At 44.9% G+C, this 25,366-nt stretch carries 24 protein-coding genes; all 24 read left to right on the forward strand.

What is annotated here, in order from left to right; all coding sequences use genetic code 11:
• The first annotated feature begins 9 nt into the window (after positions 1-9).
• Positions 10-1,116 carry a TIGR04053 family radical SAM/SPASM domain-containing protein gene (locus C0638_RS15390; protein ID WP_025679268.1) on the forward strand — a complete coding sequence of 369 codons (1,107 nt, stop codon included), beginning with the start codon at positions 10-12 and terminating at the stop codon, positions 1,114-1,116.
• Positions 1,109-2,530, forward strand: a complete 1,422-nt coding sequence (hemY, locus tag C0638_RS15395) for a protoporphyrinogen oxidase (RefSeq protein ID WP_058710285.1) — start codon at positions 1,109-1,111, stop codon at positions 2,528-2,530. The genes C0638_RS15390 and hemY overlap by 8 nt, the downstream gene beginning before the upstream one ends.
• A gap of 109 nt (positions 2,531-2,639) precedes the next feature.
• Positions 2,640-3,347 (forward strand): DUF542 domain-containing protein, encoded by a 708-nt coding sequence (locus tag C0638_RS15400; protein ID WP_058710284.1) that lies wholly within the window; start codon positions 2,640-2,642, stop codon positions 3,345-3,347.
• A 46-nt stretch (positions 3,348-3,393) separates the two neighbouring features.
• Complete coding sequence (gene modA, locus C0638_RS15405; RefSeq protein WP_058710283.1) at positions 3,394-4,245, forward strand: molybdate ABC transporter substrate-binding protein; 852 nt, start codon at positions 3,394-3,396, stop codon at positions 4,243-4,245.
• The gene (gene modB, locus C0638_RS15410) at positions 4,242-4,919 is read left to right on the forward strand and encodes a molybdate ABC transporter permease subunit (protein ID WP_102163588.1); all 678 of its coding nucleotides are present in this window, start codon (positions 4,242-4,244) and stop codon (positions 4,917-4,919) included. Before modA ends, modB begins: the two co-directional genes overlap by 4 nt.
• A gap of 198 nt (positions 4,920-5,117) precedes the next feature.
• Complete coding sequence (locus C0638_RS15415; RefSeq protein WP_102163590.1) at positions 5,118-8,792, forward strand: nitrate reductase subunit alpha; 3,675 nt, start codon at positions 5,118-5,120, stop codon at positions 8,790-8,792.
• Complete coding sequence (narH, locus tag C0638_RS15420) at positions 8,782-10,371, forward strand: nitrate reductase subunit beta (protein ID WP_016324613.1); 1,590 nt, start codon at positions 8,782-8,784, stop codon at positions 10,369-10,371. The genes C0638_RS15415 and narH overlap by 11 nt, the downstream gene beginning before the upstream one ends.
• Entirely contained in the window at positions 10,364-10,930 is a 567-nt protein-coding gene (gene narJ / locus C0638_RS15425) for a nitrate reductase molybdenum cofactor assembly chaperone (protein ID WP_013372382.1), read from the forward strand. Before narH ends, narJ begins: the two co-directional genes overlap by 8 nt.
• Complete coding sequence (gene narI, locus C0638_RS15430) at positions 10,927-11,610, forward strand: respiratory nitrate reductase subunit gamma (RefSeq protein WP_013372381.1); 684 nt, start codon at positions 10,927-10,929, stop codon at positions 11,608-11,610. The genes narJ and narI overlap by 4 nt, the downstream gene beginning before the upstream one ends.
• Before the next feature lie 45 nt (positions 11,611-11,655).
• On the forward strand, positions 11,656-12,108 hold the full coding sequence (locus tag C0638_RS15435; protein WP_013372380.1) for a GAF domain-containing protein: 453 nt from the start codon (positions 11,656-11,658) through the stop codon (positions 12,106-12,108).
• A 1-nt stretch (position 12,109) separates the two neighbouring features.
• Positions 12,110-13,174: a PAS domain-containing sensor histidine kinase gene (locus C0638_RS15440; protein WP_102163592.1), complete on the forward strand. Its 1,065-nt coding sequence runs from the start codon at positions 12,110-12,112 to the stop codon at positions 13,172-13,174.
• A gap of 7 nt (positions 13,175-13,181) precedes the next feature.
• Positions 13,182-13,829 (forward strand): response regulator transcription factor, encoded by a 648-nt coding sequence (locus C0638_RS15445; RefSeq protein WP_040103856.1) that lies wholly within the window; start codon positions 13,182-13,184, stop codon positions 13,827-13,829.
• 208 nt (positions 13,830-14,037) lie between these two features.
• Positions 14,038-15,234, forward strand: a complete 1,197-nt coding sequence (locus C0638_RS15450; RefSeq protein ID WP_013372377.1) for a nitrate/nitrite transporter — start codon at positions 14,038-14,040, stop codon at positions 15,232-15,234.
• A gap of 108 nt (positions 15,235-15,342) precedes the next feature.
• Positions 15,343-16,362: a ThiF family adenylyltransferase gene (locus tag C0638_RS15455; protein WP_013372376.1), complete on the forward strand. Its 1,020-nt coding sequence runs from the start codon at positions 15,343-15,345 to the stop codon at positions 16,360-16,362.
• Positions 16,363-16,448: 86 nt separating this feature from the next.
• Positions 16,449-16,892 carry a molybdenum cofactor biosynthesis protein MoaE gene (locus C0638_RS15460; RefSeq protein WP_058830144.1) on the forward strand — a complete coding sequence of 148 codons (444 nt, stop codon included), beginning with the start codon at positions 16,449-16,451 and terminating at the stop codon, positions 16,890-16,892.
• Positions 16,885-17,118, forward strand: coding sequence for a MoaD/ThiS family protein (locus C0638_RS15465; RefSeq protein WP_025679245.1), 234 nt, complete (start codon positions 16,885-16,887; stop codon positions 17,116-17,118). Before C0638_RS15460 ends, C0638_RS15465 begins: the two co-directional genes overlap by 8 nt.
• Positions 17,119-17,187: 69 nt before the next feature.
• Positions 17,188-18,204: a GTP 3',8-cyclase MoaA gene (moaA, locus tag C0638_RS15470; RefSeq protein WP_102163594.1), complete on the forward strand. Its 1,017-nt coding sequence runs from the start codon at positions 17,188-17,190 to the stop codon at positions 18,202-18,204.
• A gap of 10 nt (positions 18,205-18,214) precedes the next feature.
• On the forward strand, positions 18,215-18,400 hold the full coding sequence (locus tag C0638_RS15475) for a hypothetical protein (RefSeq protein WP_102163596.1): 186 nt from the start codon (positions 18,215-18,217) through the stop codon (positions 18,398-18,400).
• Between the two features lie 203 nt (positions 18,401-18,603).
• Positions 18,604-19,428: a BglG family transcription antiterminator LicT gene (gene licT, locus C0638_RS15480; RefSeq protein ID WP_025679241.1), complete on the forward strand. Its 825-nt coding sequence runs from the start codon at positions 18,604-18,606 to the stop codon at positions 19,426-19,428.
• 116 nt (positions 19,429-19,544) lie between these two features.
• On the forward strand, positions 19,545-21,461 hold the full coding sequence (locus tag C0638_RS15485; RefSeq protein WP_102163598.1) for a beta-glucoside-specific PTS transporter subunit IIABC: 1,917 nt from the start codon (positions 19,545-19,547) through the stop codon (positions 21,459-21,461).
• A 28-nt stretch (positions 21,462-21,489) separates the two neighbouring features.
• The gene (locus C0638_RS15490) at positions 21,490-22,947 is read left to right on the forward strand and encodes a glycoside hydrolase family 1 protein (protein WP_102163600.1); all 1,458 of its coding nucleotides are present in this window, start codon (positions 21,490-21,492) and stop codon (positions 22,945-22,947) included.
• A gap of 226 nt (positions 22,948-23,173) precedes the next feature.
• Positions 23,174-24,010, forward strand: a complete 837-nt coding sequence (locus C0638_RS15495; RefSeq protein ID WP_013372369.1) for a methyl-accepting chemotaxis protein — start codon at positions 23,174-23,176, stop codon at positions 24,008-24,010.
• A gap of 111 nt (positions 24,011-24,121) precedes the next feature.
• Entirely contained in the window at positions 24,122-24,472 is a 351-nt protein-coding gene (locus C0638_RS15500) for a hypothetical protein (RefSeq protein WP_102163602.1), read from the forward strand.
• Between the two features lie 86 nt (positions 24,473-24,558).
• Positions 24,559-25,365 carry an alpha/beta fold hydrolase gene (locus C0638_RS15505; RefSeq protein WP_102163603.1) on the forward strand — a complete coding sequence of 269 codons (807 nt, stop codon included), beginning with the start codon at positions 24,559-24,561 and terminating at the stop codon, positions 25,363-25,365.
• The last annotated feature ends 1 nt before the right edge of the window (position 25,366 follow it).

Raw genomic sequence — 25,366 nt, forward strand, 5'->3', positions numbered from 1 at the left:
GAGACATCAATGATATCTTTGCAAACGCCACGAGATTATCGCGTAGACCCGTTTATCGTCATTTGGGAGGTAACAAGAGCTTGCGCATTAAAATGCCTTCACTGTAGAGCGGAAGCCCAATATAAGCCTGACCCTCGTCAGCTGACATTTGAAGAGGGCAAAAAGCTGCTTGATCAAATCGCCGAAATGAATCATCCATTAGTGGTTTTCACAGGTGGAGATCCGTTATCGCGTCCTGATTTGTTTGAGCTGGCTCAATATGCAATTGAGGAGAAAAAGTTATCAGTTTCAATGACGCCCAGTGCTACCCCGAAAGTGACACGAGCAGCAGTCGAAAAAGCAAAGCAGGTTGGCTTATCACGGTGGGCTTTTAGCCTGGACGGTTCATGCGCGGACATTCACGATCATTTTCGAGGGACTGTGGGTTCTTATAATACGACCATGCGGGGAATTGGCTATTTGAAGGAATTGAACATTCCTATCCAAGTGAACACAACCGTGTCCCGATACAATCTTCACGATCTGGAGCGAATTGCAGAGAAGGTAAAGGAAATGCAGGCGGTGTTATGGAGCTTGTTTTTTCTCGTTCCAACCGGGCGTGGTATGGAAAAAGATATGATTACTCCTGATGAGCATGAGGCTGTAATGAAGTGGTTGTATCAGATACAGCAACAGATGCCCTACGGTGTAAAGGCTACCGAAGCACCTCACTATCGAAGGGTTGTCCTACAGGAAAAGCACAAAGCAGGACAGCATAGTGCAACGTTCGAACAAAAAAGGGCAGATGTTCTGGGGCGTGCCCCTAAAGGTGTAAATGATGGAGATGGATTTGTTTTTATCAGTCATATCGGCGAAGTGTACCCGAGTGGTTTCCTGCCGCTAACATGCGGGAATGTACGAAAGGATAGTTTGGCCCATATTTATCGGAACTCTCCGATTATGAATAATCTTCGGGATAAATCTCTGCTTAAAGGAAAATGTGGAGTCTGCGAATTCAATACAGTCTGTGGAGGCTCCAGAGCAAGGGCTTTTGCCATCACAGGAGATTACTTAGAGAGTGATCCATATTGTGCATATATGCCTGGAGTGGGGAAGGAAACGTGCGCTTATGAATAAAAATGCTAAAAAAGTTGTGATCCTCGGTGGAGGAATAAGCGGTTTAAGTGCTGCCTTTTATGTGAAAAAGCTGGCGGAGGACAGGCAGCTTGAAGTGGAGATTACATTAGTGGAGAAAAGCGACCGCCTGGGAGGAAAGCTGCAAACGGTTCGCCAAAATCATTTTATGATCGAAAAAGGACCAGATGCTTTCCTGGCCAGAAAGACGAATATATTGGATCTGACTATGGAGTTGGGACTGGAAGCTGATTTGGTGTCAACAAACCCGAAGGCCAAGTCGGCCTCCATTTTGCATAAAGGCAAGCTGCATACCATGCCGATGGGCTTTATTTTAGGTATTCCAACCAAGCTAACTCCCTTCATTCGGACAGGGTTAATTTCTCCATTGGGAAAAGCGCGCGCAGCCATGGATTTGATCATTCCAGCCAAGAAAGGCGATATGGATGAATCTCTGGGAGATTTTATCAAGCGGCGTCTAGGTAAAGAGGTGTTGGAGCAGATTACAGAGCCTTTGTTATCTGGTATTTACGCTGGCGATACGTATTCTCTTAGCCTCAAGTCAACCTTCCCTCAATTTAAGCAGATGGAACAAAAGCATGGAAGTCTGATTATAGGTATGGCTAAAGGGGCGGGGAGAAAGTCGGGTGCACCTAACAAATTGCCGGAAATCGCCAAGAAAAGCATGTTTCTTTCCTATCGACATGGATTATCGACCATCGTGGAGCGGTTAAAGGAAAAGCTCGACACTGTCCAATTTGTGATGGAGCAGCGTGTGGCTGAGATAAGAAAAGAGAACGGTTATCAGGTAGTCCTGAACCAAGGACAAATCATAGATGCAGATGCAATAATCTGCGCTGTTCCAGCCTTTGAGGCGGCTAATTTATTTTCCAGTATCGCAAGTGTGAGCTGGCTTCATAAGATCAATTACGTTTCGGTAGCGAATATTTCCCTGGCTTATAAAAATTCAGACCTTCGCCTTGCTTATGAGGGAACTGGATTTCTCGTTCCTCGTAAAGAAGGGAAAATGATTACGGCCTGCACTTGGTCATCTACAAAGTGGAGCCATACCGCACCTGAAGGGTATACACTCTTACGGACTTACATTGGTCATGCAGGTGCACAGGAGTGGGTTCAGATGTCAGACGAGGAACTAGTGGAAGCAGCCCGCAAAGACCTGAAAGATCTAATGGGGATCGATGCTCAACCTGAAATGACCGAGGTCAGTCGGTGTAATCAATCCATGCCACAATATCCGATTGGGCACAAAGAGCAGATGGCGAAGGTGAGACATGATTTGTCACAGTATTTTCCGAATGTATTTCTTTGTGGCGCTGGTTATGGAGGCGTTGGCATTCCAGATTGTATCGCTCAAGGCAAAGAAGCAGCTGAACAGCTGGTCTCAGGTTTTTTATAATCAGGCTCTTTCCACGAGTGAAAAAGGGATCACCCTAATTGGTTCAGCCTTGAGAGAGACATAGAATGAGAGTTGAGTATAAAACTGAAGTAAGATGGGGGAATGAAAAATGAGCCAGTTAACGGAAGAAACATGGGTAGCGGACATTGTGAAAGAAGTACCCAAAACAAGTGACTTGTTCCGTAAACTACGGATTGACTTCTGCTGTGGCGGGAAAATATCACTCCGTGAAGCAGCTGCCAGCCGGGGGCTTCACGCTGGTGAACTGCTGGCGCGGGTGCATGAAGTGGAGGAAAATCAGGCACGGCACAAGCAAATGCAACCTTCCTCACTCGAACCCAAAGAACTGATTGCCTATATTCAGAATGAGTATCACACAAAGTTATGTGAAGAACTAGCGGCGCTCACACCGTATATTACCAAACTAACGCGGGTTCACGGCGAACGTTATTCGCACCTAAAGCGAGTGAATGAACTTTATACCTTGCTTAAACAGAAGTTAACGATACATATTCAATTCAAGGAAAGCCTCCTGTTTCCGTTGATTCAAGCGTTTTTTCAAGACTCGGCATTTGAGCGTGTGGACGCACTTCACTTTCATTTATCCGAGTTGCAAGAGGATCATCAAGCGGTTGTGGATATACTGCAGGAGCTGCGCTTGATTACCAATGGCTTTGAGCCGTTACAGGAAGCTTGTGGTACGCATCGACTTGTATTGAAGCGTTTGGAGGATCTGGAAGCGGACATTTATAATCATATTCTTCTTGAGAATTGTACCTTAGTTGAACGTACCAGACAGGCACAACTCCATTCATAATGCAACCTCTCACTTAATGACAGGCTGAACGTAAGGAGCCAATAAAATGAAGAAATTTGTTAAACATAGTCAGGCACTCTTTTTTATTTTTGCCATTGTGTTATTACTTGCGGGGTGCGGTGTGGGGCAACAATCAGCTTCAAGTGGTAGCAGCACGGCCCAGAATGAGGTCTCCGGCCAGGATTCATCGAACAAGGCTGAAACTGTTGATCTGACCATTTCCGCAGCCGCGAGCTTAACAGATGCACTCAAAGAAATTCAACCGTTGTACGAATCATCCCATAAAGGTATTGAATTGAATTTCAACTTTGGTGGTTCTGGTGCACTGGAAAAGCAGATTGAGCAAGGAGCTCCATCGGATTTGTTTTTGTCTGCTTCGAAGAAAAACATGAAGTCTCTCGTAGATCAGCAGTTAATCGAGAGCAATCAACAAAAAACATGGCTGACGAACGAGTTGGTAGTGGTGATCCCTGCAGATGGGACGATGAGCATCACGAGTGTAAAGGATTTAACGCAAAGCGAAGTGAAAAAGGTAGCAATCGGTATTCCTGAGAGTGTTCCTGCAGGCAAATATGCACAGGAAGCACTGACGAACGTAAAGCTTTGGGATGTGCTACAGGACAAGCTCGTTCAGGCAAAAGATGTTAGACAAGTGCTGCAATATGTGGAAACGGGTAACGCAGATGTCGGATTTGTGTATAAGACAGATGCGTTGACTTCGCAAAAGGCGAAAATTGCCTTTGAGGTGGACTCTAAAACTTATTCAACGGTTGAGTACCCTATCGGGATTATCAAAGCTTCCAAGCACATCCAAGAAGCCGAAATCTTCTATGAATACCTTCAATCGCAAGAAGCTCTGAATATTATGGCTAAGTATGGATTTACCATACCGAAGTGAGCATGCAGGCTATAGATTGGAACGAATATTGGCCTCCGATCCGATTATCGTTACAGGTTGCACTGTTATCCAGCGTTTTGGTGATCCTACTTGGCTTGTTTGCGGCATGGTCCATGTCGCGGTTAGGATTATTCAAAGGGAAAACACTCGTTGAAACCGTGCTTATGCTGCCTTTGGTACTCCCACCAACGGTAGTTGGATTTTTACTGTTAATCTTACTCGGACGAAAAAGTTGGTTTGGACGTTTGGTGGAGCAATGGTTTGGCGAGCCTATTGTATTTTCATGGTGGGCTGGGGTTGTAGCCGCGGTGGTTGTGGCTTTTCCTCTAGTCTATCGAACACTGAGAATGGGATTCGCTTCAGTGGATCAGGACTTGGAAAACGCGGGACGCTCAATGGGGGCAAATGAATGGCAGGTCTTTCGATATATCACCTTTCCGTTGATTTTCTCTTCTTTTAAAGCGGCCTTTATACTCGGGTTTGCCCGTGGGCTGGGCGAATTCGGGGCTACGCTGATGATTGCCGGAAATATTCCGGGTAAAACACAAACGATCCCTACAGCCATCTATATTGCAGTAGATTCTGGTCATCTTCCTATGGCCTGGGTATGGACATGCTCTATTATACTGATTTCCTTTATGATGCTCCTGTTAACAGGCCAAAAGAAAAATTAATTTATTCATACAAGCTTCCCTCTGGTAGAGGGGGCTTTTTTTGTATCTTTCCATAGAACGAGGGATTTTCTATAGCGCTATAGGACATTCCCTAATGGGAACGGAGATGAATGAATTACATAATGAGAGTAAGCGAATGAATCTTCCCCGTGAGTTTGCGATGGGCTGATTCATTCTGAAAAGGAGCGTTGATCACCGATGAAAAAAAAATACAGTCTCAACTTCTTCAAGCCAATCGAGAGCTATTCTGGAAATTGGTCAATCCTTGAAGAAAAAAATAGAGAATGGGAAAACGTGTATCGCCAGCGTTGGTCTCATGACAAAGTGATTCGTACGACGCATGGTGTTAACTGTACCGGCTCCTGTAGCTGGAAGGTTTTTGTTAAGAATGGCATCATCACCTGGGAAAATCAGCAAATCGATTACCCCTCCTGCGGTCCAGACATGCCGGAATTTGAGCCGCGTGGATGCCCGCGTGGGGCTTCATTTTCTTGGTATGAATACAGCCCGTTACGTGTGAAATATCCATATATGCGCGGTAAGTTATTGCGACTCTGGCAAGCTGCCCTCAAGGAGCATAGCAATCCGGTAGACGCATGGGCCAGCATTGTGGAAGATCCGGAGAAAGCCAAGCTCTACAAATCGGCTCGCGGCAAAGGCGGGCATGTTCGTGTGGCTTGGGATGATGTTCTGCACCTGATTTCGGCTCAATTAATTTACACAATCCGTAAGTACGGTCCTGACCGGATTGCAGGCTTCACACCCATTCCGGCGATGTCAATGATAAGCTACGCCTCGGGAGCACGGTTCATTTCATTGCTTGGTGGGGAGATGTTGAGCTTTTACGATTGGTATGCCGATCTTCCGCCTGCTTCTCCTCAAATTTGGGGTGAGCAAACGGACGTACCTGAATCCTCAGATTGGTACAACGCAGGTTACCTGATCATGTGGGGATCGAATGTGCCGCTTACCCGGACGCCGGATGCCCACTTTATGACGGAAGTACGCTATAAAGGAACGAAGGTTGTGTCGGTAGCACCCGATCTGGCGGAAAATGTGAAGTTCGCTGACAACTGGCTTGCGCCCAATCCAGGTACAGACGCCGCTGTGGCACAGGCGATGACGCATGTCATTCTGGATGAGTTCTATCAAGAACGCCAGGAACCTATGTTCATTAACTATGCCAAGCAATATACAGATATGCCATTCATGATTCTGCTTGATCCCCACGAAGGAGCCTGGAAAGGCGGACGTTTTCTGCGGGCCAGCGATCTGGGGGATGCTTCACAACATGCAGATTGGAAACCGGTCATATTCGATGAAGTAGCAGGCGAAATGATGGTTCCGAACGGTACAATGGGACAGCGCTGGGAGCAAGATAAGAAATGGAATCTGATCTTGGAGCGGGAAGACGGAACAAAGGTTGAACCTGCGCTCACGGTGGTAGGTCATGACGAGCAATGGGAAGAAATCGTATTCCCTTATTTTGATAACACAGGTAACGGAACGTTCAAACGTGTCATTCCAGCGAAAAAAGTACGTCTGGCTGATGGTTCAGAGCGTTTCGTAGCCACCGTATATGATTTGATGATGAGCCAGTATGGTGTCGCTCGCAATGATAGCCCTCATAATGCAAAGGATTATTACGATGCAGCTTGTCATTATACTCCTGCCTGGCAGGAAAAGATCACGGGAGTCAAGGCATCGGTTGTAGTGCAAGTTGCTCGCGAATTTGCTCAAAACGCAATCGACACCCAAGGACGTTCTATGATCATTATGGGGGCGGGTATCAATCACTGGTTCAACAGTGACACCATTTATCGCTCCATCTTGAACCTGGTCGTGCTGACTGCTTCTCAAGGTGTCAACGGCGGAGGCTGGGCGCATTATGTAGGTCAAGAGAAGTGCCGTCCTATTGAAGGCTGGTCAACGATTGCCTTTGCAAAAGACTGGCAGGGACCGGCTCGATTGCAAAATGCTACTTCATTTTTCTATTTTGCAACAGAACAGTGGCGCTATGAAGAAAGTGGCACCGACACATTGAAATCGCCGACTGCGGGAGATGTCAGTTACCAGCATCCGGCGGACTACAATGTGCTTGCTGCCCGGTTGGGTTGGATGCCTTCTTACCCGCAGTTTAATAAAAACAGCCTGCTATTCGCTGAAGAAGCAGCGCAATTAGGCAAGAAGTCAAACGAGGAAATCATTAACCACACTGTGGAAGAGATTAAATCGCGTAAGACCCGTTTCGCTATTGAAGATCCAGGGGCAGCAGAGAACTTCCCGCGTTCACTCTTTATTTGGCGGTCCAACCTCATTTCCAGCTCGGCCAAGGGACAGGAATATTTCATGAAGCATTTGCTCGGAGCCTCCGACGCGCTGCTTGCCCGACCGAACGAAGATCAGAAGCCAGAGGAGATCGTTTGGCGGGAAGATGTAGAAGGAAAGCTTGATTTGATGGTCGCACTTGATTTCCGGATGACCACAACGCCATTGTACGCGGATGTCGTACTTCCGGCGGCAACCTGGTATGAGAAAACGGATTTGTCCTCAACAGACATGCACCCGTTCGTACATCCATTTAATCCGGCGGTAAATCCGCTTTGGGAATCCCGCTCAGACTGGGATATTTACCGTCAGCTGTCTGAAACCTTCTCGAACATGGCCAAAGTGCATCTGCCGGGAATATATAAAGACCTTGTAACTGCACCGCTTGGACATGATTCTATAGGCGAAATTTCGCAGCCGATGGGTCTTGTCAAGGATTGGACGAAGGGCGAGGTCGCTGTTGTACCGGGTAAAACTATGCCTAATTTCAGCATCGTAGAACGCGATTACACGAAAATCTACGATAAGTATGTCTCGCTCGGTCCCAATTTGGCTACAGGAAAAACGGGCGCGCACGGCGTTAGCTTCTCGGTAGCGGAGGAATATGAGGAATTGAAGAAGCTGAACGGGGTCTATTACGATGAGTCCATCAAAGATGGACTGCCGAAAATCCAGACAGCTCGCCAAGTGGCCGATACGATTCTCCATCTGTCGTCGGCAACCAATGGTCGTGTCTCCCAAAAAGCCTACGAAGAGGCGGAAAAGGATCACGGGGTGAAGCTGATGGACATCTCAGCCGACCGCGCAGCCGAGAAAATCACGTTCCAAAGCATTACAGCGCAGCCGCGTGAAGTTATACCGACACCGGTATTCAGTGGCTCCAACAAACAGGGACGTCGCTACTCGCCATTTACCACAAATATTGAGCGTCTCGTTCCGTTCCGGACTTTGACAGGAAGACAGCATTTCTATATCGATCATGAAATCTTCCAGCAGTTTGGGGAGTCGCTGCCTATCTATAAACCGACTTTGCCATCGATGGTATTCGGCACGCGTGATCGGGAAATCAAGGGCGGCCAGGATTCACTTGTGCTTCGTTATCTGACTCCACACGGGAAATGGAATATTCACTCCACCTACCAGGATAATCAGCATATGCTTACGCTATTCCGCGGAGGTCCTACGGTATGGATCAATAACGAAGATGCAGCAACTCATGCTATTGCCGACAATGACTGGCTGGAGGTGTACAACCGTAACGGTGTCGTAACCGCCCGGGCAGTTGTCAGCCACCGGATGCCAAGAGGAACGATGTTTATGTACCATGCTCAAGATAAGCACATTCAAGTGCCAGGCTCCGAAATCACGGATACACGCGGGGGCAGTCATAATGCGCCAACAAGAATTCATCTCAAACCGACCCAGATGGTTGGTGGATACGCTCAGCTTAGCTACGGATTCAACTATTACGGTCCGATCGGCAACCAGCGCGATGTGTACGTAGCGGTACGTAAAATGAAGGAGGTTAACTGGCTTGAAGATTAAAGCTCAAATTGCCATGGTCATGAACCTGGATAAATGTATTGGCTGCCATACGTGCAGCGTGACGTGTAAAACAACTTGGACAAACCGCAAAGGTGCGGAATATATGTGGTTCAACAACGTGGAAACCAAACCTGGTATTGGGTATCCAAAACGCTGGGAAGACCAGGAGCAGTATAAGGGCGGCTGGCAGCTTCGCAAAGGGAAGCTTGAACTGAAGTCAGGGAACAAGCTGTCCAAGATAGCGCTAGGTAAAATTTTCTACAACCCCGATATGCCTGAAATGAAAGATTATTATGAGCCGTGGACTTACAATTATGAACATTTGACCAACGCTAAAGAGCAGAAGCATTCTCCGGTAGCACGTGCACAATCTGCTGTAACAGGCGAAAAAATGGATCTGAATTGGGGACCAAACTGGGAAGACGATTTGGCAGGCACCCATGTGACAGGACCTCTTGATCCCAATATTCAGAAAATCGAAGAAGAGATTAAATTCAATTTCGAAAAGTCGTTCATGTTGTATCTCCCTCGGCTTTGCGAGCACTGTCTGAATCCGAGCTGTGTCGCGTCCTGCCCTTCGGGTGCTATGTACAAACGGGACGAGGATGGCATCGTGCTCGTGGATCAGGAAGCATGTCGCGGCTGGCGATATTGCATGACGGGTTGTCCATACAAGAAAGTGTACTTCAACTGGCAGACGAACAAAGCAGAAAAATGTACCTTCTGCTTCCCGCGCGTGGAAGCCGGGTTGCCAACCGTCTGCTCCGAGACATGTACTGGACGAATTCGTTACCTTGGCGTTCTATTGTATGACGCGGATAAGGTGCAAGAGGCTGCTTCTAAAGAGGATGAGAAAGATCTGTATAAAGCACAGTGTGATTTATTCTTGGACCCAAGTGATCCGGCAGTGATTGCGCAGGCCAAAAAAGATGGGATCTCGCAAGACTGGATTGAGGCAGCGCAGAACTCACCGGTCTACAAGCTTGCGATTGAATATAAGCTGGCATTCCCGCTTCATCCGGAATACCGCACGTTGCCGATGGTCTGGTATGTACCACCACTTAGTCCGATCATGAATTACTTTGAAGGGAAAGACTCCATCGAGAATCCGGATATGATCTTTCCAGCTATCGAAGAAATGCGCACGCCTATTCAGTATCTTGCCAATATGTTGACGGCGGGCGACACCCAGACGGTGAAAGAATCGCTGCAGCGGATGGCTATGATGCGCTCCTATATGCGTGCCCAGTCCACAGGACAATCTTTCGATGAAAGCCGTCTGGAACGCACTGGCATGACAGCACGTCAGGCAGAGCAAATGTACCGGCTTCTGGCCATTGCCAAATACGAGGACCGTTTCGTCATTCCGACATCGCATAAAGAGGGTTATGCCAATCCATATCGCGCCCAAGGAGCTGCCGGTTACGGTGATACTTTAGGGACTATGGATAGTTGTGGAACTCAAGGAGCTGGCTGTAGCGGTTGTAGCCTGGGAAGCTCCACAGGAATGGAAGAGCCTTCGAAAACAGGCAAGCAAATGTATGAAGAAAACTTCTACGGGGGTATTTGGCGTGATTAATGTAGCGAAACTGTATGAATTCAAGCCTTCATTCGGGTTTTTCGCCCAACAGCTCATGTACCCAGAAAAGCTGGATTTTCATCCGGCTTTTCTGGAAGCATCCTTTAATCCGGATCATCCTGCGTATACGCATGCTAATATGTACTGGTCTTTGATGCAAGAGTTTAGTATGGAAGAAATCCAGGAAATGTATACGGAAACTTTTGATTTTCAAAAAAATTGCGCACTATATATGACTTACTTCAAGTTCGAAGATGCAAAGGAAAGAGGACAAATGCTGGTCAAGTTAAAGGTCCTCTATGAAATGTATGGTCTTGAAATGCCAGATGGAGAGCTGCCTGATTATCTGCCGCTCATGTGTGAATTTTTATATGCCGCTGAATGGGTGCAGGATGCAAAGACGACAGAAAACTTCCGCATGCCCATCGCGATTTTGGAAGACGGCACCTATCATTTGCTTAAAGCGCTGGAAAAAATGGAAAGCCCGTATTTTCATCTGGTCAAGGGACTGCGCGAAACGCTTAAAGCTTGCGTAGAACAGGAGGCAGCCGCGTTATGATGATGGAGCAGTTTTTATGGGTCATTTTCCCTTATATGTGCGTGGTCATCTTTATCGTAGGTCATATCTTCCGCTATAGAACTGACCAGTTCAATTGGACGGCAAAATCGAGTGAATTTATTGAAAAGAAACAATTGATGATTGGAAGTCTCTTATTCCACTTGGGGATTATTCCTGTTATATTTGGTCATGTGTCTGGTCTGGGCATACCCAAAACCTGGATGCATGCGCTGGGTGTAAACGATCATCTATATCACATTGGAGCGGTCTATATTGGTGGAATATTTGGGGCTATGACGTTCCTGGGGATGTTGATACTTACCTCTCGACGTTTTACAATTCGTAATGTGCGCCGTTTAAGTACAGCTTCTGATTTGATTGTAAATGTATTGCTGTTGGCGCTTGTATGCATGGGGATGTTTGCAACTCTCGTAACGAATGCGGTACAGCCTGAATTCGATTATCGGGAGACGATCTCAATCTGGTTCCGCGGCCTGTTCATATTCCGTGTCGACCCGACACTGATGAGAGATGTACCGATTTCTTTCAAGCTTCATGTACTTATGGGTTTTGCGATTTTTGCGTTCTGGCCGTTTACCCGGCTTGTACATGTGTGGAGCGTTCCGTTGAATTATGTGCGCAGAAGTTATATCCTGTACAGAAGACATAAATCGAACTAGGAAAGCGGGCCCTGCCTTCTTTCCTAGTTTTATTAGGAGAGAGTGATGAATAATAAGATGGATTATCAAAGGGAGCTTGAGCGAATACGCGAACATTTCGGTTATGATTTTATGGCACTTGCTCTGGTTGAACCGGCCGAATATCAATACGTCATTAAATGGAAAAATGCCGCTGGCAATTTAAATGATCGATTTAAGCGGATTGTGCTGCAATCTGGAAAGGGCATAGCAGGAGTCGTGTTTAAAACCGGGAAGTCTGTCTTTATTCCATCTGTTCATCAATATGTTGGGGCAGAGAACCTATTTAACTATCCGATCGTTCAATCCGAAAAGCTCAAGAGTCTCGGGGCTGTGCCTCTGTGGAACGATGCTCGCGTCGCGGGCGTACTATTGGGTGGATTTCGAGAAGAACAACTGATGACCGAAGCCATGATGCGTGATTTGGAAGCCTTGGCACATGAGGGATTTGGAGAGTTGAACGGGAAGGAAGTGATTTGAATTGACATTGTCTATAGGGACAGACTCTTTGAGTGCGCTAATGGTGAAGATGTTTGAGAACAGCACAGAAGCTATCTTCTTTTTTGATAGGGAAGGGAAAACCCTAGCCATGAACCCGGCGGCTGAGGAGATTGTAGACGATGACGTTCTCATTCAACTCTATGAAGGACAGGACAGAGCTTTATGCGGAACATGCAGGGGCTACACAAGCGACACAGAGCCCCGCACCTGCCTTGACTGTTATTTCAATGTGCCTGAATCCGACAAATTTGCTTCTTTTCAAGTCTATTTGGAAACAAAAAGCAATGGTATGGTTCCCTATGCCGCTTCTTTTCACACCGTTGATTCTACAAATGGAATCCGGGTGCTGATGCTGAGAGACTTGACCCCGCAATTTCAGACGCAGGAAAAATTGTATCAAAACAAAATGATGAAGCATGTCATTGAAGCACAGGAAAACGAGCGTAAACGGCTTTCCAGAGAGCTGCACGACAGTGTCGCCCAGGAATTGATGAGCGCGGTTGTTGAACTACGAGTGTTAAAATACATGACGAATGATGATCAGCTCATTAAAAACATGAAGCAGACGGAAGCATCCATGACACGCTTGCTGGATGATATCCGTAACCTGTCTGTGGAACTCCGGCCTGCCACCCTTGATGATTTTGGACTTGAAGCGGCATTCCGTTCCCACTTTAAGCGGGTCGAGCAAAGCTTTGGTCTAGTGGTTGAGTTCGCATCAGATCTTCCCCAAAAGCGGTATGGAAGCGAAAAAGAAACAGTCATTTACCGCGTCTGCCAGGAGGCTGTGCTCAATGCGTTGAAGTATGCCCAGGTCGATACCATTAAAGTTTCTTTGTCTGAGCATGAACATTCGCTTCGTTTAACTGTAGAGGATGATGGGATTGGCTTTGATAAAGGGGGCAAACCTATTGGAACGGGACTTGGTCTGTATGGTATGCAGGAGCGAGCAGAGCTGGTAGGCGGAAGTTTTGGCGTCCTTTCTAATGTTGGTCAAGGAACCAAAGTCTTTTTACAAATTCCGATTGGACATGAGGAGGAATAGAAACTTGATCAAAATTGTATTAGCGGATGACCATGCCATTGTACGAAGTGGATTTTCCATGATTCTCAACTTCCAATCGGATATGGAGGTTGTAGGAACGGCTGCGGACGGTATTGAAGCGTATACTATGGTAGCTAAACATAAGCCGGATATTCTCATTATGGACCTTAGTATGCCTCCAGGCGAAAGTGGATTGATCGCTACAGGCAAAATTAAAGAGGACCACCCCGATACTAAAATTCTGATTTTAACCATGCATGATGACGAAGAATATTTATTTCATATTTTGAAGAACGGTGCTTCAGGGTATGTTTTGAAAAATGCACCCGATGAGGAGCTATTGCTTGCCATACGCACCATTCATGGGGGTGGGACGTATATCCATCCTAAAATGGCTACTTCTCTCGTGCGTGAGTTCATCAAAAAAGACACAACCTCACAAACCGAAGATCCTTATGAGATCCTGTCCAAGCGTGAGCTGGAGATTCTCCCTCTGGTCGCAAAGGGATACGGTAACAAGGAAGTTGCCGAAAAGCTGTTCATCTCTGTCAAGACCGTGGAAGCGAACAAAGCTAAAATTATGGAGAAGTTGAACTTAAAAAGCCGGCCTGAGCTGGTCCAATATGCCTTAAAGAAAAAAATGCTGGATTTTTAGTTTATGAAGAAGATCATTTTTAGTCCAATAATATATCTAGAATGAATCAAGCAGCTTCTTACGAGAAGCGGCTTTTTTTATTTTCAGGGACTCCCCTGACTGGGAAAGGGGAGTCCCCTATATTCGAAAGGAAGGGCTAGCGGCTACAATGGGAACAGAAAAATACAAATCAAACATTCGACAGAATAAAGTTGAAAAGGTGAGTTAAATGATTAGAAAAATGCAGTTGCCACTACAAACATTGAACTTGATTCTTGGATTCATGGTGTGGGTCATCATTTCTTCCCTCATGCCGTTCATTACGGAGGATATCGTGATTCCACCCGGAAAACTGGCCATGGTTACGGCGATTCCGGTCGTGCTTGGATCGATTCTGCGCATTCCGCTTGGTTATTATGCCAATATTTTCGGGGCGAGAATCGTTTTCCTCGTTAGCTTTGTTTTGCTTTTGTTTCCGGTCTACTATATCAGTGAAGCTTCTACGATGACGGATTTAATTATCGGTGGCTTGTTCCTTGGAATTGGGGGAGCGGTGTTCTCGGTTGGGGTGACTTCGTTGCCAAAGTATTATCCGAAGGAAAGACATGGCTTTGTCAACGGGATGTATGGTGTGGGCAACTTGGGGACAGCGGTAACGACCTTCTCCGCTCCGATTGTAGCGACGCAGGTAGGATGGGCACTTACAGTTAAGCTGTATCTGATCCTGTTGCTTGTTTTTATCGTTTTGAATTTCTTCTTTGGGGACCGTCATGAAACTAAAGTCAAAACCCCCATTATGGAGCAAATCAAAGGGGTTTACAAAAATGAAAAGCTTTGGTTTTTCTCGCTCTTTTATTTTATTACGTTTGGCTCATTTGTAGCTTTTACGGTGTATCTACCGAATTTTCTCGTATCGAACTTTGAACTGGATAAAGTGGATGCAGGGATGCGTACAGCAGGCTTTATCGCGATTGCCACATTCTTCCGCCCTATCGGTGGCTGGCTGGCGGATCGTTTTCAGCCCTTGTTCCTGCTGGTAGGTACGTTTGCTGTGTATACGGTTGCTGCGATTCTTCTGGCTTTTTCACCAGACATCACACTGTATACCGTAGGGTGCTTGGCTATCGCTGTGAGTGCAGGAATCGGGAACGGTGTCATTTTCAAGCTAGTTCCATTTTATTTTAATAAACAGGCAGGTATAGTGAACGGAATTGTATCCATGATGGGTGGCCTGGGGGGCTTTTTCCCTCCGATCTTGCTATCGACGATTCATGCCGCTACTGGCCAATATTCCATTGGGTTCATGCTGCTCTCCCAAGTGGCACTGGCTAGCCTGATTCTCGTCATATGGCTATATTATCAAGCACGTTTCCCTGTAGCTGCCGAGCAGAACCACTTTGAGAAACAAAAGGAACTTCAGCAGTAAAGCATTAAGAGTGAAGAAATTATAAAGGCACCTTTAACGTTTCTAGCGAGAGCCACAGGAATAAGCACAAAGTTAACGATCGCTCTTCAACGTTAGGGGGACATTGTGATGAAGGAACGTTATTCAAGACAGATCTTATTTAGACCTATCGGCAGTGAAGGACAACGTAATCTGTCTGAAGCTGTTGTCACCATTATCGGCTGCGGGGCACTAGGTTCTGCCATTGCTGAAACATTAGTAAGGGCGGGCGTCGGAGAGATTCACCTGGTTGACCGTGATTATGTGGAGACGTCGAATCTGCAACGCCAGCAGTTATTCACGGAGCAGGATGCTGTACAAATGCTCCCCAAGGTTATGGCTGCTGAAAAAAGGCTGAAGGCGATACGAGAAGACGTACGCTTGTATACCTATCTCGACAGCCTGGATGCCGGGCTTGCTCAAGAGCTTGCTGGTAAAAGCACATTGCTGATGGATGCAACGGACAATTTTGAAACTCGGTTACTTATAAACGATGCTGCACTAAAGGCTGAAATTCCATGGATTTACGGCGCCTGTGTTGGAAGCACAGGCGTTGTTTTTCCATTCGTGCCGGGCAAGTCGGCATGTTTTCGCTGCCTTCTGCCTTCGCTGCCAGCGATCAATCAGACCTGTGATACGGCTGGAATCATATCGCCTGCTGTCCAAGTGACGGCCGCCCTCCAATGTGCAGAAGCCATGAAGTGGCTGAGCGGCAAACGTGATAAGATGCGCAGCAAGGTTCATCTATTCGATCTATGGGAAAATACGCAAATGGACATAGGGATTTCCCGCATCCGGAATCAGGATTGTCCAACCTGTGGAGAACAGCCTGAGTTTCCTGCACTGACAGCAACCCATCGCTCGGCATATGCGGCGCTGTGCGGGCGGGATGTGGTGCAGGTTCTTCCAGACCCTCATCGTCCGATCACGCTGGACGATGCAGAGAAGATGGGCAGGCTTATGGCGGAACATGTAAAAAGGACCCCTTATTTCGTTGAATTTTATGCCTTTAAGCATCGAATGATTTTATTTAAAAACGGAAGACTCCTCATTCACGGGATCGGAAGTGTTGCCAGAGGTCAAAAGCTATACCATCAGTTGTTTGGTTGAACAAGAGATATAGATCTGATAAATGTAAATAATGTATAGAGTTTTCATAGCAGAGTAGCTTGTTAGGTGGCTGGAAGGTGGAAAAAATGAGTGTATTTGAAATCGTGACGGAGCCCATTCTCCCACAGGCCTATGCGGATTATGTCTTAAGACCGGAAGCAGGAGCAGTGACCCTATTTACAGGGCATGTAAGAGAGTGGACCCAAGGCGTACGGACGTTATACCTTGCATACGAAGCTTATGTGCCTATGGCCGAGAAAAAGCTTGCAGAGATTGGCCGCGAAATTGAACAGAAATGGGAAGGGACAAGAGTAGCAATTGCACATCGGATTGGTGAACTTCAGATCGGTGATATTGCCGTTGTCATCGCCGTCTCCTCACCACACCGCTCGGATGCATATCAGGCGAATGAATACGCAATCGAGCGAATCAAGGAAATCGTTCCAATCTGGAAACGAGAGATTTGGGAAGACGGAACGCAATGGATCGGACAACAAAAGAAAAAACCGGAGGAAATCAGTCATGATTAAGCTGTACTATTTTGCAGGACTCCGTGAGGTGACGGGTAAATCTGAAGAAATGGCAGATTTGGCAGGACAAACTGTAGGAGAATTATGCAGTTGGATTACAGATAAATATCCGGATATGCCGATCAAGTCTACACGAATTGCAGTAAACGAAGAGTACGCGTTGCTTACAGATGTACTGCAGGATGGAGATATTGCAGCTTTTATTCCGCCTGTTAGCGGTGGCTAGTGAAAATGCTCGTCATGTGTCCATTTCTGCAACGTCAAATACAGCTAATGAAAAAAAGAAGGTGGTCACATGAGTTCACATTCACTGAAAGACCTATTGCGGCGTCCGATCCGCGATTTACGTATATCTGTTACGGATCGCTGCAATTTCCGCTGTTCCTACTGTATGCCAAAAGAAATTTTCGGCGACGATTTTGCCTTTCTTCCCAAAAGCGAATGCCTATCGTTTGAAGAGATCCATCGCCTTACGGAACTCTTTTTAGGCCTTGGGGTCAAAAAAATCCGGCTCACAGGCGGTGAGCCATTAATGCGGCCGAATCTTCCCGACCTTGTCTCTCGAATTTTGTCTATCACCGGAGTGGAGGATATGGGGTTGACCACAAATGGCTTGCTACTAGGGCAACAGGCTCAGCGCCTCTATGATGCGGGGCTGCGACGACTGAATGTCAGTGTAGACGCTCTGAACCCCGAGCTATTTGGGCGGATGAATGGACGGGGCATTAAGCCTGCTTTTATTTTGAAGCAGATTGATTGTGCAAGAGAAATCGGATTTGAGATCAAAGTCAATATGGTGGTTCAAAAAGGTGTTAATGATTCTGAAATTTTACCAATGGCCGCTTATTTTAAGGAGCAGGGAATAACCCTTCGTTTTATTGAGTTTATGGATGTAGGTAACGATACCGGGTGGAGCTTCAAAAAGGTAGTAACAAAAGAAGAAATTATTGAGCGTCTTAAGAATGCGTACGAGCTGGAGCCGATAGATCAAAATTACTTTGGAGAAGTGGCAAAACGTTACCGTTATAAAGACAGCGACGCGCAAGTTGGCTTTATTACTTCGGTTTCTGATTCATTTTGTTCATCCTGCACGCGTGCCCGTTTATCTTCTGATGGCAAGTTTTATACGTGTTTATTTGCTTCAGACGGATTCGATTTGCGTCAGATGCTTCGTAACGGGGCGAATAATGAGGAACTACTCGATGCGATTACTTCAGTATGGGAACAACGTTTAGATCGGTATTCCGATGAACGTACTGAAGAGACTGCAAACAACCGAAAAAAAATTAACATGTCCTATATTGGGGGCTGACATTTTTATCATGGCAATGGGCCGTATTCAAGGTGCTGCCCCCAAAAAGAAAGCGCAAACATTTTTGTTGGCAAAACTTAAATTTGATGTTATTATGATCTTGGGATTGTTACTGAAAAGGCAAAACCCGGGACATGGAACTGGATTTCCATGTGTTGGGTTTTGCCTTTTCTTTTTGTATACAGATTTGCAATAACGCAGAAAGGTGAGTGATGATGTAGGGCTTATCTCTCTTTATGAATACGCTTTCAATACAATGGAGCTGTAGATCTTTACTGCACTTTACAGTTTGGTTTGCAATGAAAGTTGATCGGCTATTACCGTCTTGTGACCTATCTGAAATATCGCCCAGCATCTAAATCCTTTTTTAAATTATTACGGGATCAGGGGGCAGCCAGAATGATCATAACAAAGATATTTAATAATAACGCCATAATAGCCAAAGATTCAAAAAGGCATGAATTTGTTGTTATGGGTCGTGGAATTGCATTCAAAAAGAATGCAGGAGAACAAGTAGAAGAGCATTTAATTGAAAAGGTGTTTGTGCTTAAACAAAAAGATGCTTCAGAAAAATTTAAATTATTGTTAGAGGATGTCCCTACAGAATATGTTTCGTTATGCTATGACATCATTGAATATGGAAAAAGCATATTGGAAGCACAACTGAGTGACTATGTATATGTTTCGCTTACAGATCACATGAACAATGCATTTAAAATGTTCGATGAAGGGTTTAAAAATGCGAACCCGCTCATCTGGGAAATTAAAAAATTTTATCCTAAAGAATTTGGAGTTGGCTTAAAAGCACTGGAGTTTATTGAAGACGAAACAGGTAAACGATTGTCTGAAGATGAAGCGGGGAATATAGCTCTTCATTTAATCAATGCTCAAGTAAACGGCTCCAACCATAAAGTAACTGATGTCGCTCAGCAAACTCAAAAAATACAGGATATCTTAAATATTATTAAGTACTCTTACAATATTACGCTAGACGAACACTCGACCAGCTATGAACGATTTATTACACATTTAAGGTTTTTCTTTCAGCGGTTAATTCAAAAAGAAAAATTAGCACTGGAAGATGATTTTCTATTAAGGCAAGTGAAAGCAAAGTACAAAAAAGCTTACAGCTGTATGCTGAAGATTGAGAAATACTTGGACACGGTATTATCAGATGAAGAAAAACTGTATATAACGATTCATATTCAGCGCGTAACTCAATGACCAATTGAATAACTCCTTGGATTGTTACTGGTAATGCAGGCGAAACCAACCTAGATCGAATTTGATCTATTTTGGTTTTGCCTTTTTTTATAAATACAAATAAAGGGGCAGTTACAATGAAGTATGAGACATTAGCACAAGACATCATCAGAAATGTCGGCGGCAAAGAAAATGTAAATAGTCTAACTCATTGTATTACACGCTTGCGCTTCAAGCTAAAAGATGAAAATAAGGCCAATACAGAGGTTCTGAAAAACATGGATGGTGTTGTCACTGTGGTAAAAAGCGGCGGGCAATACCAAGTGGTGATCGGTAATCATGTGCCCGAGGTTTATGCGGATGTTGCCATGATAGGTGGTTTCCAGGCAGGTGATTCAGAAGAAGCCTCAGGTGAAAAAGTGAGTTTGTTCAATAGGTTTATTGATACCATTTCAGGTGTATTTACACCCACGCTGGGTGTCTTGAGTGCCACGGGTATGATTAAGGGCTTTACAGCATTGTTTGTAGCCTTGGGCTGGTTGACCGCAACATCAGGTACCTATCAAATTCTCAATGCTTTAGGAGATTGCTTGTTCTACTTCTTCCCTATTTTCCTGGGGTATACGTCGGCCAAAAAGTTCAATGCCAACATTTTTATAGGTATGGCGATCGGGGCGTCACTTGTTTATCCAACCTTTAGCACGATAACAGCCTCGGGTAAACCGCTATACACTCTATTTAGCGGCACTATATTTGAGTCACCAGTATACATCACCTTCTTAGGTATTCCGGTCATTCTGATGAGCTATGCATCAACTGTTCTTCCGATTATCATATCCACCTATGTAGGCTCAAAAATAGAAAATTTCTTTAAAAAGGTCATCCCTAGCGTAGTGAGAACATTCTTGGTACCGTTTTTCACCTTGTTAGTTATTGTTCCATTAGCACTGATTGTGATTGGACCGCTCTCGACTTGGGCAGGTCAACTGCTTGGCGCAGCAACGCTCTTTGTGTATAACTTAAGCCCAATTATTGAAGGCATCATCATGGGCGCTTTCTGGCAGGTATTTGTTATTTTTGGGTTACACTGGGGTCTTGTTCCTATCGCTATGAACAACTTGGCGGTGCTCAAATTCGATCCGATCCTTGCTGCGACGCTGGGAGCTTCCTTTGCTCAAACAGGTGTTGTGCTGGCGATTTTGTTCAAAACCAAAAATGTAAAGCTGAGATCCCTTTCCATTCCAGCTGTCATCTCCGGGATCTTTGGTGTAACAGAACCAGCGATTTACGGGATTACATTACCACGTAAGAAACCGTTCATTTTAAGCTGTATAGCGTCTGCGGTAGGTGGCGGTATTATAGGCATGATGGGAACGAAAGGCTATATCATTGGCGGCTTGGGCATTTTCGCGATTCCGAGCTATATCAGTCCATCAGGAATAGACAGCGGATTTTATGGGGCTGTTATCGGTATCCTGGTAAGTTTCGTATTAGGCTTCTTGCTTATGTTCTTTGGCGGATTCAGAGATGATGAGGTGAAAGAAACGAAAAAAGAAGCGAGTACAACAGGGGCAGCAAAAGGAGGGGAAGTATTAGTAAGGCAGGAGACGGTGATCAGTCCGTTAATGGGTGACGTAAAGCCTTTATCTGAGGTAACTGATGAAGCCTTTTCCACAGGTGCTTTGGGTAAAGGGATTGCCATTGAGCCTTCCGAAGGCAAGGTTGTTTCACCTGTAGATGGTGTATTAACATCCTTATTTTCGTCAGGTCATGCCATCGGAATTACCAGTGATCAAGGCGTGGAGATCCTCATCCATGTAGGCAAGGATACGGTCAAATTAAAAGGTAAACATTTTTATCCCAAAGTAAAACAAGGGGAAGCCGTCAAAAAAGGGCAATTGCTCATGGAGTTTGATATGGAGGCGATCAAAGAGGCAGGTTACGTTCTGACTACCCCTGTGATCGTTGCCAACACTACAAGTTACTTGGATGTCATTGAAACGGAGAAAAAGACGATTGGTTATAAAGAGGATTTATTGACGGTCATGGTCTAAGCTACCAATATTTTAGGAGGAATGAACAATGAACAATAATATAACCAAGAAGTTTCCGCAAGGATTTTTATGGGGAGGGGCCACGGCTGCTAACCAATTTGAGGGTGGGTATAATGTGGATGGTAAGGGACTAAGCACTGCTGATGTCATAACAGCCGGGACGCATACTGTTTCCCGAAGAATTACGCCTGTGTTGGAAGAGGGCATGAACTATCCAAGTCACGAGGCGATTGATTTCTACCATCATTATAAAGAGGATATCCGATTATTTGCTGAAATGGGTTTCAAGGTCTTTAGAATGTCGATTGCTTGGTCCAGAATATTTCCTAACGGAGATGATACAGAGCCGAATGAGCAAGGCTTGCAGTTCTATGATCGTGTGTTCGCAGAATTGAAAAAGTACAACATTGAGCCTTTGGTTACAATCTCACATTATGAAGCACCGTTCCATTTAGCCCAAAAATATAATGGCTGGTCAGACCGCAGAGTCGTCGATTTTTATGTAAGATATTGTGAAGTGCTTTTTAACAGATACAAAGATGTCGTAAAATACTGGCTCACCTTTAATGAAATCAATATCTTAACCTTGTCTTTCGGGGCGTTCATGGCCGGAGCGATGATGCCAGAGGGAAATGGAGAGCTTGCCCATGCTACAGTGAAGGATGAGCAGGTACTGTATCAAGCTTTGCATCATCAATTTGTAGCCAGCGCAAAGGCGGTAAAGCTAGGACATGAGATCAATAAGGATTTTAAAATTGGCTGTATGATTGCTTATATGTGTTCATATCCACTTACCTGTAACCCTGATGATGTTTTGCTGGCTCAACAAAAGGATAATTTGAGTAATTTCCTATGCTCAGATGTTCAAGTAAGAGGTGCTTATCCGGGATATGCTAAACGATATTTTAAAGAACATAATATCCAAATTACGATGCAGGACAATGATGAGGACGTCTTAAAAGAAGGTTGCGTAGATTTTTATACCTTCAGTTATTATTCATCTACTTGTGTCAGTGCAGACCCCAATCAGGAGAAGGTGGGTGGAAATTTATCCATGGGATTAAAGAACCCCTACTTAAAAGCAAGCGCCTGGGACTGGCAAATCGATCCACAGGGATTGAGATGGTCCCTCAATAACATTTATAACCGATATGAAATTCCGTTAATGGTTGTGGAGAATGGTCTGGGTGCTGTGGATACCGTGGAAGAAGATGGCTCCATTCAGGATGAATATCGAATTGATTATCTGAAGCAACACATTGAGCAAATGAAAGAAGCCATTGCTGATGGAGTAGATTTAATAGGTTATACGCCTTGGGGATGTATTGATCTGGTAAGTGCGGGAACCGGTGAAATGAAAAAACGCTATGGATTCATATACGTCGATAAGGATAATGAAGGTAAAGGAACACTTGCCAGATCCAGAAAGAAGAGCTTCTATTGGTATAAGAGCGTGATCGAAACCAATGGAGAACAGCTGGATTAATGCTTAGTGTGTGTCTTCAAAAAGTTGTACAGTCAGCGCGTGCCTATTCCATAGGTATGCGCTGTTTGGATTTAAAAACGACTCCCCTTCAGGAAACTACGGTAAATGTATACAGATTAGGGACTCAACCTAGCCAATAGTATGTTAATTCACTAAACACATGGGATGAAAATGTCGAAATAGAGGGTAGGATGGATAACAAAATATAAGGAAGTGGATACATATTATGAATCAAGTAGAAGCTGTATTGACTGCCATGCCGTATATCAGAGAAGCTGCACGACAAGATGTTTTAATTTCCGTATTGGATAGGGAAAAATTTCTATTCTTTCAGTCGGGTAAAAGTTTAGTCTATGACTTCAAGGCAGGCGACCCTCTTCCTGATGTACACAAGAACTTCAAAATGCTAGTAGGCGGAGAAAAGACCAGAGTGCGTTATGATGCCGAAGTTTTTGGGTTTGCTGCTGATTCTTACTTTCATCCGATAAAGAATGAACAGAATGAGATCGAGGCAGTAATGTGCATCACCTATAGTACGGATAATCAAGATCAACTGAAGAAGTTGATGAGTCAAGCAGAGGATGTTACAAGCAAGCTAGTTGAAGGGATTCAGCATGTGGCGGCCCATTCGGAGGAGCTTAGTGCGACGGCCGAGGACATTTTAAGCAATACGAAAAAGGCGGTTGAGGATTCTGGTAATGTGACTGAGGTGGCAGGCTACATCAAGGAAATTTCAGAGCAGACAAACTTGCTTGGATTAAATGCAGCCATTGAAGCTGCTCGGGTGGGTGAGGCAGGAGCAGGGTTTGGAGTTGTCGCTGCAGAAATCCGCAAGATGTCTACGGGCACTAAGGAAGCAACTGGACGAATCGAGCAATCCTTGCAAGCTGTCAGACAATCCGTTTATAACATGGAACAAGAGATTACGCAGATTACGGTATCTTCCCAAGAGCAGGCCAAGCTTGTGTCGGAGTTTATGAATATTATCGATCAATTAAATGAAACTAACCAAGGTTTGAGAGGTTTAATAGAGAAAATCACGAATGATGTTGATGCAAAATAAAGATTGAAAAAAAGTCTCGGTCTGTGAATTGTGCATTCCGTCATGGAAATGTAGATCACAGGGTGAGACTTTTTTAAGTTTATAGATGAATAACTTGGAGTGGATACATGTATGAATTTGAATGGGTTGAATGAACAGAGTTACACAGAACTAGAGGATTATTGGGTGCGTGTATTTCTAAATGTAGTACAAGATCAGGATAAGGAGAACTGGGTGATTCCTTATTACAACACATCTTTTTCTAATGGTCAGAAAGTCATGGATATGAACCCCATTTTTTCGGCTAAATCAAAATTAAGTCATAAATCCATCAGAATCATTCAAGAAACGGATCATGAAGAGGATGACGTACACTATTGGTTAGATACGAATGGGAAAAACGAATTAGTTATTATTTGTTCCTTATCACAGCAACATGTGCACAAGGTAAAAGGGATCATTAAACGCTGGATTTATGAATGAGATCCATTATCCATAATCAAATCTTTTCCGATATAATAGGGAAGAGAAGCCATAGAACAGATACTACCTCAGAGAGGTGATTTACAATGACCGTTGATATTCTCCTACGTAATAATGTAAAAGTGCTGGGCACAGGTAGCCAGACGATTGTGTTTGCTCACGGCTTTGGATGCGACCAGGATATGTGGCGTTATATCGTCCCTAGCTTTATCGACAGCTACCAAATCGTCTTATTTGATTACGTTGGTTCCGGAGATTCTCAAATAAAATACTATGATTCCAAAAAATACAGTGACTTGCAAGGGTATGCCCAAGATGTGCTGGATATTATGGAAGCGTTAGACTTACGAAATACCATATTCGTCGGACACTCCGTTAGCAGCATGATCGGAATGCTCGCATCCATCCGCAGCCCTCAATATTTTGAACGCATTGTCATGCTCGGTCCTTCTCCACGCTATGTGAATGACCTGCCTTCTTATTATGGAGGCTTCGATAAGAGTGATATTGATGAATTACTGGATATGATGCAAATGAACTTTATTGGCTGGGCTAGTTACATGGCACCCATTGCTATGCAGAATCCCGAGCGAGGGGACTTAACCGAAGAATTGGAAAAGGCATTTTGCTCAAGAGATCCTCATATTGCACGGCAATTCGCAGAGGTTACATTTTTTTCAGATTGCCGTGTCGATCTTCAGCATGCTTCGGTTCCTACGCTTATTCTCCAGTGCTCAGACGATAGTATTGCTCCGATTGAGGTAGGGGATTATTTGCATACCCATCTTAGAAATAGCAGACTTCAGCAGATGAGAGCAAAGGGGCATTATCCTCATTTAAGCCAACCAGGAGAAACGAGCGATTTAATTAAAGAATATTTAGCCAGTGTGTAAT

The organism is Paenibacillus sp. lzh-N1 (assembly GCF_002872435.1).
In the GTDB taxonomy this organism is placed as follows: domain Bacteria; phylum Bacillota; class Bacilli; order Paenibacillales; family Paenibacillaceae; genus Paenibacillus; species Paenibacillus polymyxa_C.

Coding starts and splice junctions, on each gene's coding strand:
- C0638_RS15390 (WP_025679268.1), top strand. CDS start 10: ATGATATCTTTGCAAACGCCACGAGATTATCGCGTAGACCCGTTTATC.
- hemY (WP_058710285.1), top strand. CDS start 1,109: ATGAATAAAAATGCTAAAAAAGTTGTGATCCTCGGTGGAGGAATAAGC.
- C0638_RS15400 (WP_058710284.1), top strand. CDS start 2,640: ATGAGCCAGTTAACGGAAGAAACATGGGTAGCGGACATTGTGAAAGAA.
- modA (WP_058710283.1), top strand. CDS start 3,394: ATGAAGAAATTTGTTAAACATAGTCAGGCACTCTTTTTTATTTTTGCC.
- C0638_RS15415 (WP_102163590.1), top strand. CDS start 5,118: ATGAAAAAAAAATACAGTCTCAACTTCTTCAAGCCAATCGAGAGCTAT.
- narI (WP_013372381.1), top strand. CDS start 10,927: ATGATGATGGAGCAGTTTTTATGGGTCATTTTCCCTTATATGTGCGTG.
- C0638_RS15435 (WP_013372380.1), top strand. CDS start 11,656: ATGAATAATAAGATGGATTATCAAAGGGAGCTTGAGCGAATACGCGAA.
- C0638_RS15450 (WP_013372377.1), top strand. CDS start 14,038: ATGATTAGAAAAATGCAGTTGCCACTACAAACATTGAACTTGATTCTT.
- C0638_RS15455 (WP_013372376.1), top strand. CDS start 15,343: ATGAAGGAACGTTATTCAAGACAGATCTTATTTAGACCTATCGGCAGT.
- C0638_RS15460 (WP_058830144.1), top strand. CDS start 16,449: ATGAGTGTATTTGAAATCGTGACGGAGCCCATTCTCCCACAGGCCTAT.
- C0638_RS15465 (WP_025679245.1), top strand. CDS start 16,885: ATGATTAAGCTGTACTATTTTGCAGGACTCCGTGAGGTGACGGGTAAA.
- moaA (WP_102163594.1), top strand. CDS start 17,188: ATGAGTTCACATTCACTGAAAGACCTATTGCGGCGTCCGATCCGCGAT.
- C0638_RS15475 (WP_102163596.1), top strand. CDS start 18,215: ATGGCAATGGGCCGTATTCAAGGTGCTGCCCCCAAAAAGAAAGCGCAA.
- licT (WP_025679241.1), top strand. CDS start 18,604: ATGATCATAACAAAGATATTTAATAATAACGCCATAATAGCCAAAGAT.
- C0638_RS15485 (WP_102163598.1), top strand. CDS start 19,545: ATGAAGTATGAGACATTAGCACAAGACATCATCAGAAATGTCGGCGGC.
- C0638_RS15490 (WP_102163600.1), top strand. CDS start 21,490: ATGAACAATAATATAACCAAGAAGTTTCCGCAAGGATTTTTATGGGGA.
- C0638_RS15495 (WP_013372369.1), top strand. CDS start 23,174: ATGAATCAAGTAGAAGCTGTATTGACTGCCATGCCGTATATCAGAGAA.
- C0638_RS15500 (WP_102163602.1), top strand. CDS start 24,122: ATGAATTTGAATGGGTTGAATGAACAGAGTTACACAGAACTAGAGGAT.
- C0638_RS15505 (WP_102163603.1), top strand. CDS start 24,559: ATGACCGTTGATATTCTCCTACGTAATAATGTAAAAGTGCTGGGCACA.